Source organism: Amycolatopsis sp. NPDC051106 (assembly GCF_040682775.1).
Classification (GTDB): Bacteria; Actinomycetota; Actinomycetes; order Mycobacteriales; family Pseudonocardiaceae; genus Amycolatopsis.
Genome location: NZ_JBFBBQ010000105.1, coordinates 16298 through 30655 on the forward strand (window position 1 = coordinate 16298; position 14358 = coordinate 30655).

At 72.3% G+C, this 14358-nt stretch carries 19 protein-coding genes; 7 read left to right on the top strand and 12 right to left on the bottom strand.

Features of this window, described 5'->3' with window-relative positions; translation table 11 throughout:
• Window position 1 precedes the first annotated feature (1 nt).
• Window positions 2–898, top strand: coding sequence for a DNA-3-methyladenine glycosylase 2 family protein (locus AB0M83_RS42140; RefSeq protein ID WP_364526426.1), 897 nt, complete (start codon window positions 2–4; stop codon window positions 896–898).
• Window positions 899–970: 72 nt separating this feature from the next.
• On the opposite strand, the gene AB0M83_RS42145 is transcribed toward AB0M83_RS42140, so the two are convergent.
• From AB0M83_RS42145 to AB0M83_RS42175, 7 genes are read right to left on the bottom strand one after another with little or no spacing between them, the layout of a single operon-like run.
• Entirely contained in the window at window positions 971–1231 is a 261-nt protein-coding gene (locus AB0M83_RS42145; protein WP_364526428.1) for a hypothetical protein, read from the bottom strand.
• A complete protein-coding gene (locus tag AB0M83_RS42150) occupies window positions 1231–1596 on the bottom strand; it encodes a GntR family transcriptional regulator (protein WP_364526430.1) in 366 nt (121 codons plus the stop codon). Before AB0M83_RS42150 ends, AB0M83_RS42145 begins: the two co-directional genes overlap by 1 nt.
• A complete protein-coding gene (locus AB0M83_RS42155; protein ID WP_364526432.1) occupies window positions 1593–2054 on the bottom strand; it encodes a hypothetical protein in 462 nt (153 codons plus the stop codon). The genes AB0M83_RS42150 and AB0M83_RS42155 overlap by 4 nt, the downstream gene beginning before the upstream one ends.
• Before the next feature lie 26 nt (window positions 2055–2080).
• On the bottom strand, window positions 2081–2626 hold the full coding sequence (locus AB0M83_RS42160; protein WP_364526434.1) for an NUDIX hydrolase: 546 nt from the start codon (window positions 2624–2626) through the stop codon (window positions 2081–2083).
• A complete protein-coding gene (locus AB0M83_RS42165) occupies window positions 2623–3978 on the bottom strand; it encodes a coenzyme F420-0:L-glutamate ligase (protein ID WP_364526436.1) in 1356 nt (451 codons plus the stop codon). The genes AB0M83_RS42160 and AB0M83_RS42165 overlap by 4 nt, the downstream gene beginning before the upstream one ends.
• A complete protein-coding gene (gene cofD, locus AB0M83_RS42170) occupies window positions 3971–4960 on the bottom strand; it encodes a 2-phospho-L-lactate transferase (protein WP_364526438.1) in 990 nt (329 codons plus the stop codon). The genes AB0M83_RS42165 and cofD overlap by 8 nt, the downstream gene beginning before the upstream one ends.
• Window positions 4957–5751 carry a GNAT family N-acetyltransferase gene (locus AB0M83_RS42175; RefSeq protein ID WP_364526440.1) on the bottom strand — a complete coding sequence of 265 codons (795 nt, stop codon included), beginning with the start codon at window positions 5749–5751 and terminating at the stop codon, window positions 4957–4959. Before AB0M83_RS42175 ends, cofD begins: the two co-directional genes overlap by 4 nt.
• Window positions 5752–5809: 58 nt before the next feature.
• Here AB0M83_RS42175 and AB0M83_RS42180 point away from each other — a divergent pair, with 58 nt between their 5' ends.
• From AB0M83_RS42180 to AB0M83_RS42195, 4 genes are all read left to right on the top strand, one after another.
• Window positions 5810–5992, top strand: a complete 183-nt coding sequence (locus AB0M83_RS42180) for a hypothetical protein (RefSeq protein ID WP_364526442.1) — start codon at window positions 5810–5812, stop codon at window positions 5990–5992.
• Window positions 5993–6105: 113 nt separating this feature from the next.
• Window positions 6106–6426: a ferredoxin gene (gene fdxA, locus AB0M83_RS42185; RefSeq protein ID WP_003083029.1), complete on the top strand. Its 321-nt coding sequence runs from the start codon at window positions 6106–6108 to the stop codon at window positions 6424–6426.
• Window positions 6423–7514 carry a succinyldiaminopimelate transaminase gene (gene dapC / locus AB0M83_RS42190; protein ID WP_364526444.1) on the top strand — a complete coding sequence of 364 codons (1092 nt, stop codon included), beginning with the start codon at window positions 6423–6425 and terminating at the stop codon, window positions 7512–7514. The genes fdxA and dapC overlap by 4 nt, the downstream gene beginning before the upstream one ends.
• Window positions 7515–7567: 53 nt before the next feature.
• Window positions 7568–7873 (top strand): antibiotic biosynthesis monooxygenase, encoded by a 306-nt coding sequence (locus tag AB0M83_RS42195; RefSeq protein ID WP_364526446.1) that lies wholly within the window; start codon window positions 7568–7570, stop codon window positions 7871–7873.
• Window positions 7874–8066: 193 nt separating this feature from the next.
• On the opposite strand, the gene AB0M83_RS42200 is transcribed toward AB0M83_RS42195, so the two are convergent.
• The gene (locus AB0M83_RS42200) at window positions 8067–8714 is read right to left on the bottom strand and encodes a TetR/AcrR family transcriptional regulator (protein ID WP_364526447.1); all 648 of its coding nucleotides are present in this window, start codon (window positions 8712–8714) and stop codon (window positions 8067–8069) included.
• Window positions 8715–8758: 44 nt separating this feature from the next.
• Between AB0M83_RS42200 and AB0M83_RS42205 the strand changes: the two genes are divergently transcribed.
• On the top strand, window positions 8759–10165 hold the full coding sequence (locus AB0M83_RS42205; RefSeq protein WP_364526448.1) for an FAD-dependent monooxygenase: 1407 nt from the start codon (window positions 8759–8761) through the stop codon (window positions 10163–10165).
• Here AB0M83_RS42205 and AB0M83_RS42210 read toward each other — a convergent pair whose 3' ends face one another.
• From AB0M83_RS42210 to AB0M83_RS42225, 4 genes are all read right to left on the bottom strand, one after another.
• The gene (locus tag AB0M83_RS42210) at window positions 10166–10342 is read right to left on the bottom strand and encodes a hypothetical protein (RefSeq protein WP_364526450.1); all 177 of its coding nucleotides are present in this window, start codon (window positions 10340–10342) and stop codon (window positions 10166–10168) included.
• A 342-nt stretch (window positions 10343–10684) separates the two neighbouring features.
• A complete protein-coding gene (locus tag AB0M83_RS42215; RefSeq protein ID WP_364526452.1) occupies window positions 10685–11614 on the bottom strand; it encodes a CHAD domain-containing protein in 930 nt (309 codons plus the stop codon).
• Window positions 11615–11710: 96 nt separating this feature from the next.
• Window positions 11711–12691, bottom strand: a complete 981-nt coding sequence (dapD, locus tag AB0M83_RS42220) for a 2,3,4,5-tetrahydropyridine-2,6-dicarboxylate N-succinyltransferase (protein WP_364526454.1) — start codon at window positions 12689–12691, stop codon at window positions 11711–11713.
• A gap of 95 nt (window positions 12692–12786) precedes the next feature.
• Window positions 12787–13194, bottom strand: a complete 408-nt coding sequence (locus tag AB0M83_RS42225; RefSeq protein ID WP_364526458.1) for a hypothetical protein — start codon at window positions 13192–13194, stop codon at window positions 12787–12789.
• 44 nt (window positions 13195–13238) lie between these two features.
• Between AB0M83_RS42225 and dapE the strand changes: the two genes are divergently transcribed.
• Window positions 13239–14309, top strand: a complete 1071-nt coding sequence (gene dapE / locus AB0M83_RS42230) for a succinyl-diaminopimelate desuccinylase (RefSeq protein ID WP_364526456.1) — start codon at window positions 13239–13241, stop codon at window positions 14307–14309.
• The last annotated feature ends 49 nt before the right edge of the window (window positions 14310–14358 follow it).

A 14358-nucleotide genomic window follows, 5' to 3' on the forward strand; every position in this document is an offset into this window, starting at 1 on the left:
GATGTTCTGGCGTCCCGCGTTCGAAGTCGACCTGGGCAGTGTCCTGGGTCCGCTGAAGCGCGGGCGCGGGTCGCTCAACATCCTGACCGACGAGCGCGGCATCACCTGGCTCGCGTCGAACACGCCGGACGGCCCGGGCACCCTCGCGCTGCGCAAGCTGACCGACGGCCGCATCGAGGCCGCGGCCTGGGGCGACGGCGCGGACCGGCTGCTCAGCGGTGTTCCCGCGCTGCTCGGCGCGAACGACGACGACTCGGAGTTCGTCGCGCACCACGACGTCGTCGCGCGCGCCCGGCGGGAGAACCCGGGGCTGCGGCTCGGCGCGACCGGCGTGGTGTGGGACTGGCTGGTGCTCGCGGTGCTGGAGCAGAAGGTGACCGGCAAGGAGGCGATCCGGTCGTGGGCCGAGCTGTGCCGCCGGTTCGGTGCGCCGGCCCCCGGGCCGGGGCCGGAACGGCTGCGCGTACCGCCGACGCCGGTGGCGCTGCGGTCGCTGCCGGACTGGCACTGGCACCGCGCGGGCGTCGACATCAAGCGCCGCACGGCGTTGCTCAACGCGGCCCGCGTCGCCGGTCACCTGGAGCGGGCGGTGGAGCTGGGCGGGCTCGAGGGCCGGCACCTGCTGCGGCACGTCCCGGGCATCGGGGTGTGGACGGCGGCGGAGGTCGCCCAGCGCGCGTGGGGCGACCCGGACGCGGTCAGCTTCGGCGACTACAACATCCCGTCGATGGTCGGGAACGCCGTGCTGGGACTGAAACTCGACGACGCGGGGATGGCGGAGGTCTTGGCGCCGTACGCCCCGCAGCGGCAGCGGGCGGTGCGGTACCTGGAGGCGGCCGGACATCGGCGGCCGCGCTTCGGCCCGCGCATCGAACTGCGCGACTACCGCGCTATGTGAAGCCCTCCGAAGTCCGTGAATGTCGTATTGAGGGACTTCAAGTCCCTCAATACGACATTCACTGACTTTGGCCTACTGCTGCGGCGGGTAGGGCGGCTGCTGGGGCGGGTATGGCTGCTGGCCCGGATATCCCTGCTGCGGCGGATAACCCGGCGGCTGCTGACCCGGATAGCCGCCCTGCGGCGGATAGGGCGGCGGTGGGTAACCCGGGTAGCCCTGCTGCGGCGGGTACGGCGGCGGCTTCGGCTTGCTCGCGTTGACGATCAGCAGCACCACTCCGGTGATACCCCCGATCACCACCACGAGGATCAGCAGCATCAGCACGCTCACCATCAGCTCTTCCCTTCGTCGAGTGCGGCGCGGGCGATCGCCAGCGCTTCCGCGTCGTCCAGGCCCAGTTTGCGGGTGAGCGCCGCGTAGCCGGCCGCGGCCTGCTGGGCGCGGCGGCGGCTCTGGTCGCCCGAAGCCGCGACGAAGCTGCCCGCCCGGCCGCGCGTCTCGATCAGCCCGGCCTCCTCCAGTTCGCGGTACGCGCGCGCCACCGTGTTCGGGGCGATGCCCAGGTCGGCCGCGAGCTGCCGGACGGTGGGCAGCTTCGTGCCGACCGCCAGCGAACGGTCGTTGATCCGCGCCGCGAGCCCGGACCGGACCTGCTCGAACGGCGGGACCGGCGAACTGCTGTCGAAGGGGATGATCACCAGCTCTGCGGACCCGCTCCCGGGCCCGGCGGCCGCTGCCCCTGCGGCGCGTACTGCTGCTGGGGCGCCGGCGGGTACCCCTGCTGCGGTGCGAACCCCGGCTGCTGCGGAACCGGCTGCGACGGCGGGAACCCGGCCTGCTGCGGCGCGAACCCCTGCTGCGGCGGATACGGCTGCTGCGGCGCGGGGAACCCACCCGACGGCCCCGGCGGCGGTGCGAACCCGCCGGACGGCGGCGGGAAACCTTGCTGTGGCGGGAAGTTCGCAGCGGGCGGGAACTGCCCGCCGCCGTTCTTCATCGCCTCTTCGCGGCGCATCTTCGACACCCGCACCGCCACCACGATCACGAACACGATGATCGCCAGGATCAGCAGCCCGACGACGATGTAGCCGAACACCCCGTCGCCGCCACCACCGCCGGAGTGATAGTGCACCCGCTCCAAGAACTGCGTAGCCATCCGGTCCTCCCTCTCCGCGCCCCAGGCTAGTGCCCGGCACCGACAGGAACGGCCGCTTTCACCAGATCGGCGAGATCTTCCGACCCCGCCGGCAGCGCGTCCGCCGGCCACCACCGCAGGTCGTCGGACTCGTCGCTGCGCACCGGCTCCGCACCGGCCGGGGCGTGCACCGCGTACCGGACGTCGAAGTGCCGCGTCGGCACGCCGAGCGAGCACGTGATCGGGTGGACGTCCAGGTGCACCGGCTCGGCGGAGATCCGCAGCCCGGCCATGCCGGACTCCTCGGTGGCCTCGCGCAGCGCGGCCTCGGCCAGTGAGCCGTCGGAAGGTTCGCAGTGCCCGCCGAGCTGCAGCCAGCGGCCGACCCGCGGGTGCAGCGTGAGCAGCACCCGCGTCCCGGTGTGGTCCAGCACCACCGCCGACGCCGTGAGGTGCCCGGCTTCGCACGAGCGGCGGCAGGCGTCCTCCCGGGCCGCGAGGAAACCGAGGAACGCCTGCCGCAGCGACTCCTGGGAACCGAGGGCGGGCCGCCACGAATCCAGTGTCGCGACGGCGTCCGCGTGCAGGGTCACAGCTCCAGCAGCCCGTCACCCGGCTCGACCGGCCCGCGCGGGTCCGGCTCGGTGAGCGGGATGCCGATCGCGACCGAGCCCAGCGGCTGCCAGCGTTCGTCCAGCCCGAGGACCTCACGGACGATGCCGGCGGCAAAGATCGTCGACCCGATCCAGCACGAGCCGAGGCCTTCGGCGGCGAGCGCGACCAGCAGCCCCTGCACCGCGGCGCCCCCGGCGACGGTGAACATCGTCTTTTCGCAGTCGTTGCGGCGGGCGTCGGGGTAGGTATGCGCGCCGTCCGGCACCAGGAAGGGGATGATGATTTCCGGTGCCCGGTAAAGGATGTCGCCGCGGCTGAGCCGCTTCGCGACCTGCTCCGGCGTGAATTCGTCGCCGGTCAGGTCGGCTTGCCACGCTTCGCGCATCGCGTCGAGCAGCTGCTTGCGCTTCCCGCCGTCGCGCAGCCACACGAACCGCACCGGGTGCGTGTGGTGCGGTGCGGGCGCGGTCAGCGCCGAGCCCACGGCCCGCCGGACCGACCGCGGGCTCACCGGTTCGTCGCTGAACCGCCGCACCGAACGCCGCGCCGGCACCGCTTCCCGGCGGCCCTGCGCGATGGCCTCGTTCGAGCCCAGCCGGAAGAGGTCCTCCTCGAGCGGGCGGACCAGGTTCCGCGCCGTCGAGCCGTCGTCGAAAATGTCCAGACCACGGACGACGGCGACCGGCGTGCCGCCCAGCTTGCCCTTGACCAGGTCGGCGGCCCCGGCCAGCTCGTCCGCGACCGCCACCTCGGTGACGGCCAGCTCGTTGCCCTGGCCGTCCACCTCGCCGCGGTAGGCGTGCAGCACGCGCAGCCCGGACGAGCCGATCGCGGCGTCGGTCTGCCCGACCCGCCACGCGCGGCCCATCGTGTCCGTGACGACCACCGCGACCTCGACGCCGAGCCGCTCGCGCAGCCCGTTGCGCAGGGCGAGGGCCGACGCGTCCGGGTCGGCCGGCAGCAGCGCGACCTCGTCGCCCTCGACGTTCGACGCGTCGATGCCCGACGCCGCCTGCACGATCCCCAGGTGGTTCTGGGTGATCACCGTGCGCGCGATCCGCGCGACCACCCGGACGGCCTCGCGCTCGACGAGCTTCCGGCGCTCGGCGTCGCGGACGGTGGGGTCGTCGGGGTCGGCGGGCACCTTGACGAGCCTGCCTTCGGCCTTCGAGACGATCTTGCTGGTCACGACGAGGACGTCACCCGAGCGCAGCCAGGGCGCGGCCTCGACGATCGCGCCGGTCAGGTCGTCGCCGGGGCGGAACTCCGGCAGCCCGGTGACGGGCAGGATCTCCAGCTTGGGGGAAGCGTGGTCAGCGGTGCTAGTCAACAGGGGCTCCAGCCAGTTCCAGGGCGGCACGGGCCATCGCCGCGGTCGCGTCCACATCGGACATCAGCAGGGGGACGTCGCGGACGGTCACGCCCGGCACGTCCGCCGTTTCGCCTTCCGCGATCAGCCAGCCGTCGAGCACACCGTCGGCCCTGCGGGAGCCGTAGTGCCGGCCCACCGCCTCCGCCGACGTCTCGACGCCGATCGCGGTCAGGCACGCGTCGGCCATCCCGCGCAGCGCCTTGCCGCCGATGATCGGCGACACCCCGACGACACCCGCGGACGTCTTGCGGAGCGCGTCCCGGACCCCGGGCACGCCCAGCACGGTGCCGACCGAAACGACCGGGTTCGACGGCGCGAACAGCACGGCGTCCGCGTCCTTGAGCGCGTCGAGCACGCCGGGCGCGGGCTTGGCCTCGTCGGCGCCGACCGCGACGATCGAGTGCGCCTTCGGCTCGGCGCGGTAGCGCACCCACCACTCCTGGAAGTGGACGGCCTTCTGCTGGCCCTCCTGCTCCGGGTCGTCGATGACGACGTGCGTCTCGACGCGGTCGTCCGACATCGGCAGCAGCCGGACGCCAGGCTGCCAGCGGTCGCAGAGGGCCTCGGTCACCGCCGAGAGCGGGTAGCCCGCGCGCAGCATCCGCGACCGGATCAGGTGGGTGGCGATGTCCTTGTCGCCGAGCCCGAACCACGACGGCTCGGCGCCGTAAGCCGCCAGCTCCTCCTTGACGACCCAGGTCTCGCCCGAATGCCCCCAGCCGCGTTCTTTGTCGATGCCGCCGCCCAGGGTGTACATGCAGGTGTCCAGGTCCGGGCAGATCCGCAGGCCGTGCATCCAGACGTCGTCGCCGGTGTTGACCAGCGCCGTCACCTCGTGCTCCGACTCCCCGGAACCTTCCGCCGGCATGCCCAGCGCTGCCTTGACACCCAGCAGGAAGCGGGCCCCGCCCACTCCGCCGACCACTACCACGATCTTCACGACGTCGAATCCTCGCACGAGCCGGGTGCGGGCACCCAGTACCGGTATCTGTGGTGCGGGGCGTAGCCGAGCCCCGCATAAAGCGCGAGTGCGCCTTCGTTGCCTTCCGCGACCTGCAACACCGCCTGACCGGCTCCGTGTTCCGCACCCCAGGCGTGCAGGGCGCCCATCAGCGCCGACGCGAGCCCGCGGCGCCGGAAGGCCGGGCCGACCTCGAGCCGGCCGACGTGCAGCCAGCCGTCGACCAGGGCCCCGCGGACGACGCCGGCGGTGACGCCGTCGGCGGTCGTCGCGACACCGTAACCGACCTTTCCGCCGGTCAGGACGCTCCGCGCGGCGTCGGTGTCCTCTCCGGGGCCCAGCGTGAGCTCCCACCAGCCGGGCGTCGGCTCATCCGCCACTTTCGCCGAGAAAGATGCGTCGGAGGGGCCGGAGGCGTCACTTTCCCTAGGAAAGATGCGTCCGGCGGCGAGCGGGGTGGTGAGGACCACGACCTCGTGGCCGGCGCCGTGCCCGGTGGCCGGGGCCCAGCCCTCGGCGGCGATCGCGTGCTCGTTCGGGCTGTCGCGGATCACCTGCACCATCGGCGGGATCCCCCGATCGTGGGCGAAGTCACACACCGCGCGCAGCGCCTCGGGGACGGGCCGGCCGGGGTCGCCCACCGCGAGTGCGCTGTTCGCGCGGCCGGTGAACCCGTCCGCCCAGCGCAGCCGCCAGGTCCCCAAGGGTTCTTCGACCAGTGGCGGCCATGCTCTGCTGCAGGCGATTTCGAGCGACTCGGGTGCGTTCACGGCTAGATTGTCCCCAAGGCCGTGAACGGCGCGGAACGGATTTCCGAGGAGGTGGGCCGTGGGCATCCAGCGCAAGGACGAGCGGCACAACGAGAAGCTCGTCGACGAGATCTCCGAGGGGTTCAACCGCGCCGTGGGGGAGAAGAAGGCCGAAAGCGACGCAGGCGAGGCTCCGAAACCTCGCTTCGTCATCACCGGCGACGCCCGGGCCACCCCGCCGTCGCGCCGCCGGGAGAGGTGAGCACCCGCCATACCCGGGGTATGGCTAAGGCTTGCCTCACCAACCGAACGGGTGGCCGAACCGCGTAGTGTCGGCCACGACTGGCTGTTTGCAGAGAAAAGCAGGAGTGCGCAGTGACCTACGTGATCGCCGAGCCCTGCGTCGACGTGCTCGACAAGGCGTGTATCGACGAGTGCCCCGTGGATTGCATCTACGAGGGCGAGCGGATGCTGTACATCCACCCGGACGAGTGCGTCGACTGCGGCGCCTGCGAGCCGGTCTGCCCGGTCGAGGCGATCTACTACGAGGACGACGTCCCGGACAACTGGTCGGACTACACCAAGGCCAACGTCGACTTCTTCGACGAGCTGGGCTCGCCCGGCGGCGCCTCCAAGGTCGGCAAGACCGCGCACGACCCGGCGTTCATCAAGGCGCTGCCCCCGCAGGGCGAATGAGCCGGGTCGCGCTGCCCGACTTCCCCTGGGATTCGCTCGCCGAGGTCAAGGCCAAGGCACAGGCGCATCCCGGCGGGGTGGTCGACCTCTCCATCGGCACGCCGGTCGACCCGGTCCCGGCCGGCATCCGCGACGCGCTCGCGTCGGTGTCGGAGATCCCGGGCTACCCGACGACGCACGGCATCCCGGCCCTGCGCGCGGCGGCCATCGCCGCCCTCGGCCGCCGGCACGGCGTGACCGGCATCGAGCCGGACGCGGTGCTGCCGACGATCGGGTCGAAGGAGGCCGTGGCCTGGCTGCCGCGCCTGCTCGGCTTCGGCGCGGGCGACCTGGTGGTCATCCCGGAGCTGGCCTACCCGACGTACGAGGTCGGGGTGCTGCTGGCGGGCGCGTCGATCCTGCGGTCCGACGGCCTGACCGCGCTCGGCCCGCAGAAGCCGGCGATGATCTGGCTGAACTCGCCGTCCAACCCGACCGGCCAGGTGCTCCCGGTGGAGCACCTGCGCAAGGTCGTCGAGTGGGCCCGCGAGCGCGACGTCGTGGTGGTGTCCGACGAGTGCTACCTGGCGCTGGGCTGGGAGACTTCGCCGTTGTCGGTCCTGCACCCGGACGTCTGCGACGGCCGCACGGACGGCCTGATCGCGGTCCACTCGCTCTCCAAGTCGGCGAACCTGGCCAGCTACCGCGCCGGTTTCCTGACCGGTGACCCGCGCCTGATCAAGCAACTGCTGGAGATCCGCAAGCACGCGGGCATGATCGTGCCGCGCCCGGTCCAGGAGGCGATGGTCGCCGCCCTGACCGACGACGAAGCTCTTTCCGCCCAGCGCGAGCGGTACGCCCGGCGCCGGCTGGCGTTGCGAAAGGCGTTGCAGGACAACGGTTTCCGCATCGACCACTCCGAGGCGGGGCTGTACCTGTGGGCGACCAGGGACGAGGACGCCTCGGCGACGGTCGAGTGGCTGGCCGACCGCGGGATCCTGGTGGCCCCGGGGACGTTCTACGGCCCCAAGGGCGGCAAGCACGTCCGCGTCGCCCTGACCGCGACGGACGAGCGCGTCGACGCTGCCGTGGAGCGCCTGAGCGAGTAGTCCTGGCCCGACGGCGCCCGAAAACTGTCGGTGCTCGCGGCTGGGTTGCGCTCGTGACGACGATCGAGCTTGCCCGCTTCCGGAGCGAAGACGCGGCGGTGGACCGGCTGGTGGCCGAGCGTCCGGCGATGGTCGAGGCGATGCGCCGGCGGTTCCCCGGCTGCCTCGCCGCGTACCTGACCCGGGAGGACGACGGCGGCTGGCTGGACGTCGTCGTGTGGCGCAGCCGTGCCGAAGCCGAGGAAGCGGCCCGGTCGATCGACACGGTGCCCGAGTGCGCCGCCTGGTTCCGGCACATCAGCGCGTCTTCGGGGTTGCGTCACGTCGAAGTCGTCGACGCCTGGCCGGACCCCGCCTGAGGTCCGGAGCTGTTCAGCCAGCCGCTCGAGTTCGGCCGCCGCCGCGGGCGAGGCGTCGCTGAGCCCGCTGTGCACGGCCGTCGCGCTCCCCGAGAAGCGCCGCAGCACGGGTACGAGCAGCCCTTCCGGCAGAGTCCGCACCGCGGCGAACGCTGGGCGATCACGTTCCTGGCGGCGGCGATGAGCGCGCCCCCTAACAGTCCCGGCCCGTGAACCCGCGGTAAACGAACCGGGCGAGCGCTTCGATCGCTTCTTCGTCGGTCGGTGGCGTCCACCCGGGCGGCGCCGGGTCGAGCAGCCACATCTGCGCGAAGCTGTCGACCAGCTGGTACATCATCGCGATCGACAGCTCCTTGCTCGCCGGCAGCCGCATCCCGGCCGCCGTCACGTGCGCCAGGTGGCCGTAGAGGTCTGCCGCCTGGGTCGCGCCGAAGTTCGCCATCGTCCGCGCGAACGCGTCGTTGACCATCGCCGCCTGGCGCAGCGCCTGCATCGTCGACGCGTGCTCCTTGTAGAAGTCCCAGTACTGGGCCACGTGCCAGCGGACCGCCGCCGGGTCGCTGAAGTCCGACAGGTGCCCTTCGGTCAGCGCGCTTTCGTCGCCTGACGCGGCGATGTCGGTCAGGAGCGCCTCGAGCAGCTCCTCCTTGCCCGCGAAGTGGTTGTAGAACGACCCCGCGGCCCGGCCCGCCTCGGCGGTGATGTCCGTGATCTTCGTGTTCAGGTAGCCCTTCCGCGCGAACACGCGCCGGGCCGCCGCCTTCAGCGCGGTCTCCGTCTCCGCGGCCTTCTCCTTGCGGTTCACCGCCACCTCCTTGACGCCGGACGCTAGCAGTGTCATTCTGAATCAAGATTCACTGAATTTCAATTCACTGGGAGGACGAGATGGATACACGGGTGCTGATCGCGGGGGCGGGACCGACCGGGTTGACGCTGGCCATCGAGCTGGCCCGGCGCGACGTCGCCGTGCGGATCATCGACAAGGCCGAGACGTTCTTCCTGGGCTCGCGCGGCGACGGGCTCCAACCGCGCACGCTGGAGGTCTTCGAGGACCTCGGCGTGCTCGACGCGGTGCTCGCGGCGGGGGCCGCGCCGGTGCCGATGAAGATCCACCTCGGCGGCGACGTGGTCGGCGAGCGGATGATGTTCGACCCGGTCGAGCCGACGCCGTCGAAGCCGTACCCGACCGGCTGGTTCCTCAGCCAGTCGCACACCGAGGGCATCCTGCGCGACCGGCTGGCCGAGTTCGGCGTGCGCGTCGAGCTGAACACCGCGCTGACCGGCTTCGAGCAGGACGCCGACGGCGTCACGGCCACGCTCAGCACGGGCGAGACCGTCCGCGCGGCGTACCTCGTCGGCGCCGACGGGGGCAAGAGCTTCGTGCGCAAGACGCTGGGGATCGCGTTCGAGGGCAACACCGACGAGTCGATCCGGATGTTGCTCGGCGACGTCCACGCCGAGGGGCTCGACCGCGCGTACGGCCACTGGTTCGCGGCGCCGGAAGACCCGATGAGCGGCATGGTGTTCAGCCCGCTGCCGGGCACCCCGTGGTTCCAGTTCGGCGCGCCGCTCGGCGACGGCGAGCTGGACGCCGAGACGGCCCTGCCCGCGGTCCAGGCCCGGCTCGACGCGCTCAGCGGCGGCACCGTCCGGCTGTCCGACCTGGCCTGGTCGACGGTGTGGCGGCCGAACGTCCGGCTGGCGGCGCGCTTCCGCGACGGCCGGGTCTTCCTGGCCGGCGACGCGGCGCACGTCCACCCGCCGACCGGCGGCCAGGGCCTGAACACGGGCGTCCAGGACGGCTACAACCTGGGCTGGAAGCTCGCGGACGGCTCACCCGAGCTGCTCGACAGCTACGAGGCCGAGCGCCGCACGAACGCGGCGCGCGTGCTCGGGATTTCGACGGAGCTGCTGCAGAAGTACGTCGACGGCGCCGAGGACGCGCACGAGCGCGGCGAGGACTTCCAGCAGCTGGACATCAGCTACCGCGGCGGCCCGCTGTCCCCGGCGGGAACGGGCGCGCTCCAGCCCGGCGACCGCGCACCGGACGCGCCCCTGCTCGACGCGAACGGCAAGCGGGTCCGGCTGTTCGAGCTGTTCCGCGGCCCGCACGCGACTTCGCTGACCTTCGGCGACGGTCCGTCGGAGGGGTACCGGATCCTGCCGGCGGGCAGCGTCGCCACGGGCACCGACCTGGTCGACGACGGCGGCCACGCGTACGCGGCGTACGAGGCCGAGGGCGGCCGGCGGGTCGTCATCCGGCCGGACGGGTACGTCTGGTCGGTGGCCTAGTCACGACATCCCGCTGTGCGTGGAGTTGTCGTAGGTGCCGTTCGGCTTGGCGCGGTACGGGTAGCGGCCGAGCTTCCGCCCGCGCCGCACCCGGCGACCGGCCAGGACGAGGGTGGTGATGATGGCCAGGAAGAGCAGGACCACACCGCCGATGCCCAGGGTCAGTGCCGTCGCCATCGGCCCAGGTTACGGTCCTCGGCTCGGAGTGGGGGCGGCCGAAATGCCAGGAATGAGTCATTCACTGCGCCGGACGCCAGTAATGAGTCATTCACTGCGTTCAGGCTTCGGTGGCAGCAGCTCCCGGGGGCGCGAATGTGTCATTCGCGGCGCGGGAGGTCCCGAATGAGTCATTCGCGACCTCGCCCGGCCGGACGGGTACGTCCGGTCGATGTCATGAGGCCGCACTTTCCTAGGGAAAGATGCGCCGTGGGGAGCCGGAGACGCATCTTTCCCTAGGAAAGATGCGCTGCGGAGGGCCGGAGACGCATCTTTCCCACAGAAAGTGACGAGCGGAGCGGGTCAGGCGTGGAGGGCCCGGGCGGCGTCGTCGACCGCGGCCCAGGAGGCGCGCCAGGTCGCGCGGGCCTCGGCGCGGCGGGCCAGCTCGCGCTCGGCGATGCGGCCGGCGACGAAGCCGACCTCGCCGTCCGCCGTGTCCAGCACCGTGCGCATCCGCTCGGCCGCGTTCACCGCGTCCTGGTGGTCGCCGAGCACCGTCTGGAAGTCCCGCGTCGCCCTGATCAGCTTCTTGATCCGCTTCGCCCGCTTCTTCTTCGCCGACGTCTGGGCCAGCTCGGCGGCGTACCGGAGCTTCTTGCCGTGGATGCGCAGGGCGTGCAGGTCGTCGTCCGGCGGGTCGGCCGGCAGCGCGCGGACGGCCTTGGTGAGCTTGCGGTGCGGCTTCGCCAGTCCGGCGATCAAGTCGTGCCGTTCTTCCGCCGCGGCCGGATTGCCCCGGGTCAGCAGGCTGACCTCCCGCAGCAACGTCGAGTAGCGCGCGCTCGACAGCGCCCGGGTCAGCCGCCGCTTCGCCGCGGCGCGCTCGGTGACGAACCGGGACACCAGCCGGCGTCCGGCGGCCTGGTCGCGGACCTCGAAGTCGGCGATGACCTCGCGCAGGTGCCCGATCAGGACGTCGTAGTCCCGCACCTCGCCGAGCGACTGGCCGAGCCAGCCCAGCTCCGCGCGCACCGGCTCGGCGCCGTCCCCGACCAGCGCGCCGGACAGCTTCAGGACGCTGCGCATCCGCCGCAGCGCGACGCGCATCTGGTGCAGGTCCTCGGGGTCGGCGCCCGAGCGCGTGCCGGCTTCGTACGCGAGCAGCGCGCGGATCTCCCGGTCGAGCTTGGCCCGCACGTGGTGGACCGCCGGATCCGCCGGGCCCGCGGCGACCGGGAGCTCGGGCAAGCCCAGATCGGCCGGGGTGCGAGGCGACGATTCGGTGGTCACCTCACGAATGGTAGGTGAACGACTCGGCCCCACCCAACGCCGTGAATGTCGCATTGAGGGACTTCAAGTCCGTCAATGCGACATTCACGGACCTGCTCAGTTGGCGTGCAGGATCGAGTTCAGCTCGACGCCGGACCCCGTCCGCGGCACGACCTCGACCGCGCCGGTCGCCGAGTTGCGGCGGAAGACCGCGCCCGAGACGCCGCTGAGCTCGCGGGCCTTGACGACCTTGCCGTCGACGACGACCTTCGTCCCCGCCGTCACGTACAGCCCGGCCTCGACGACCGTGTCGTCGCCCAGCGAGATCCCGACGCCGCCGTTCGCGCCGATCAGGCAGCGCTCGCCCAGCGAGATCGTCTCCTTGCCGCCGCCCGAGAGCGTGCCCATGATCGACGCGCCGCCGCCGACGTCCGAGCCGTCGCCGACCACCACGCCGGCCGAGATGCGGCCCTCGACCATCGACGCGCCGAGCGTGCCGGCGTTGAAGTTCACGAAGCCCTCGTGCATCACGGTCGTGCCGGACGCCAGGTGCGCGCCGAGCCGGACGCGGTCCGCGTCGCCGATCCGGACGCCGGCCGGCAGCACGTAGTCGACCATCCGCGGGAACTTGTCGACGCTGTACACGGTCACCGCGCCGCGCGAGCGCAGCCGCAGCCGCGTCGTCTCGAAACCCTCGACCGGGCACGGGCCGTGGTTGGTCCACACGACGTTCGCGAGCAGGCCGAACATGCCGTCGAGGTTCTGGCCGTGCGGGCGGACCAGGCGGTGCGAGAGCAGGTGCAGCCGCAGGTACATGTCGTGCGTGTCGGCCGGGGCGTCGGCCAGCTTGCCGATCGTGGTGCGGACGGCGACGACCTCGACCCCGCGGTCGGTGTCCGGGCCGAGCAGCGCCGCGGCGGCTTCGCCGAGCAGCTCGGTGGCCTCTTCCTGGCTCAGGCGCTCGGTGCCGGCGGTGCCGCCGTCGGTCAGCTTCGGGTGCGGGTACCAGGTGTCGAGGACCGTCCCGTCGGTCGCGACGGTGGCCAGCCCGACGCCGCTGGCGCCGGTCGTTTCGGGGTTCGGGCTCTGCTCGCTCACGGCCTTCACCGTAGTCCGTAACTTCTGGGGCCAAGCCCCAGACCCCAGCCGGGGGCAAGCCCCCTGAACCCCCGAAAGACCGGGGGTGACCCCGGTCAACCCGTCGTGGGCCGGGCTTCGACCTGCTTCTTCAGGCCCGACAGAGCAGCGGCGACGTCGACCAGCGCCTGCGTGCAGGGGCCACCCGGGTCGGGCACGTTCGTGCACCCGGCGCCGCGGAACGCCTTGATGGCCGTGTCCAGCTTGTCGGCTTCGGCGACCAGCTGCGGGTCGCGGTCGTCGGCGCGCTTGCGGGCCGTGCCCGGCACGTTGGCGACCTCCGTGACGTACTTCTCACAGCCCTTCGGCAGCTGGGTGCGCGGGCTCGCGTAGCACTGGTCGGCGGTCAGCGCGGCCAGCTTCGTCGGGAGCGCGTCCGGTCCGGGCTCGCCGCCCTGCTTGGGGGTCGGGCCCGCCTCGTTGCCGCAGCCGGACAGAACCAGGACCAGCAACGCGCCGCCCACGGCGACTCCGAACCTACGCACACCCCCACGGTAGCGTGCCGGGCATGAGCCTCGACCTGCACGCCGACCCCGTCGCCCTGACTGCCGCGCTCGTGGACGTCTTCAGCGTCTCGGGCAGCGAGGCCGAGCTGGCGACGCTCGTGCAGGAAGCGCTCGAGAAGCAGGCGCCGCACCTCGAAGTGCTCCGCAACGGCGACGCCGTCCTCGCGCGCACCAACCTCGGCCGCGCGTCGCGGGTCGTGCTCGCCGGGCACCTGGACACCGTGCCGGAAAACGGCAACCTGCCTTCGCGGCGCGAAGGCACCGGCGCCGACGAGATCCTGCACGGCCTCGGCACGGTCGACATGAAGAGCGGCGACGCGGTGTTCCTGCACCTCGCCGCGACGCTGCCGGAGCCGAAGCACGACGTCACCTTCGTCTTCTACGACAACGAAGAGGTCGAAGCGACGAAGAACGGCCTCGGCCGGATCGAGCGCGAGCTGCCGGAGTGGCTGGCCGGCGACCTGGCGATCGTGGGCGAGCCGTCGAACGGCGTGATCGAGGCGGGCTGCCAGGGCACGATGCGCGTCGAGCTGCGGCTTTCCGGGAAGCGCGCGCACACCGCGCGGGCGTGGATGGGGGAGAACGCGATCCACGCGCTGGCCGAGCCCCTGCGGCGGCTGGCGGAGTACACGCCGCGGGTCGTCGACATCGACGGGCTCACCTACCGCGAAGGCCTCCAGGCGACGTCGATCAGCGGCGGCGTGGCGGGCAACGTGGTCCCGGACGCGGCGGTGCTGACGGTCAACCACCGCTTCGCCCCGGACCGCGACCCGGAGGCGGCCGAGCGTCACCTGCGCGAGGTGTTCGACGGCTACGAACTGTCCGTTGTGGACCTGTCCCCGGGAGCGCTGCCGGGCTTGTCGGCCCCGGCGACGGCCGAGCTGGTGTCGGCGGCCGGCGGTCGCGCGGCGGCGAAGCTGGGGTGGACGGACGTGGCGCGGTTCGCGGCGCTGGGGATGCCGGCGGTCAACTTCGGCCCGGGCGACCCGACGCTGGCGCACACGAAGCAAGAGAACGTCCACACGGCGGAGATCCGCCAGGTCACGGAGATCCTCCGCAAGTTCCTGTCCTGAGTGGCCCAGCGCCCCAATGTGGCGTTCGGTGCGTCAGACGCACCCAACG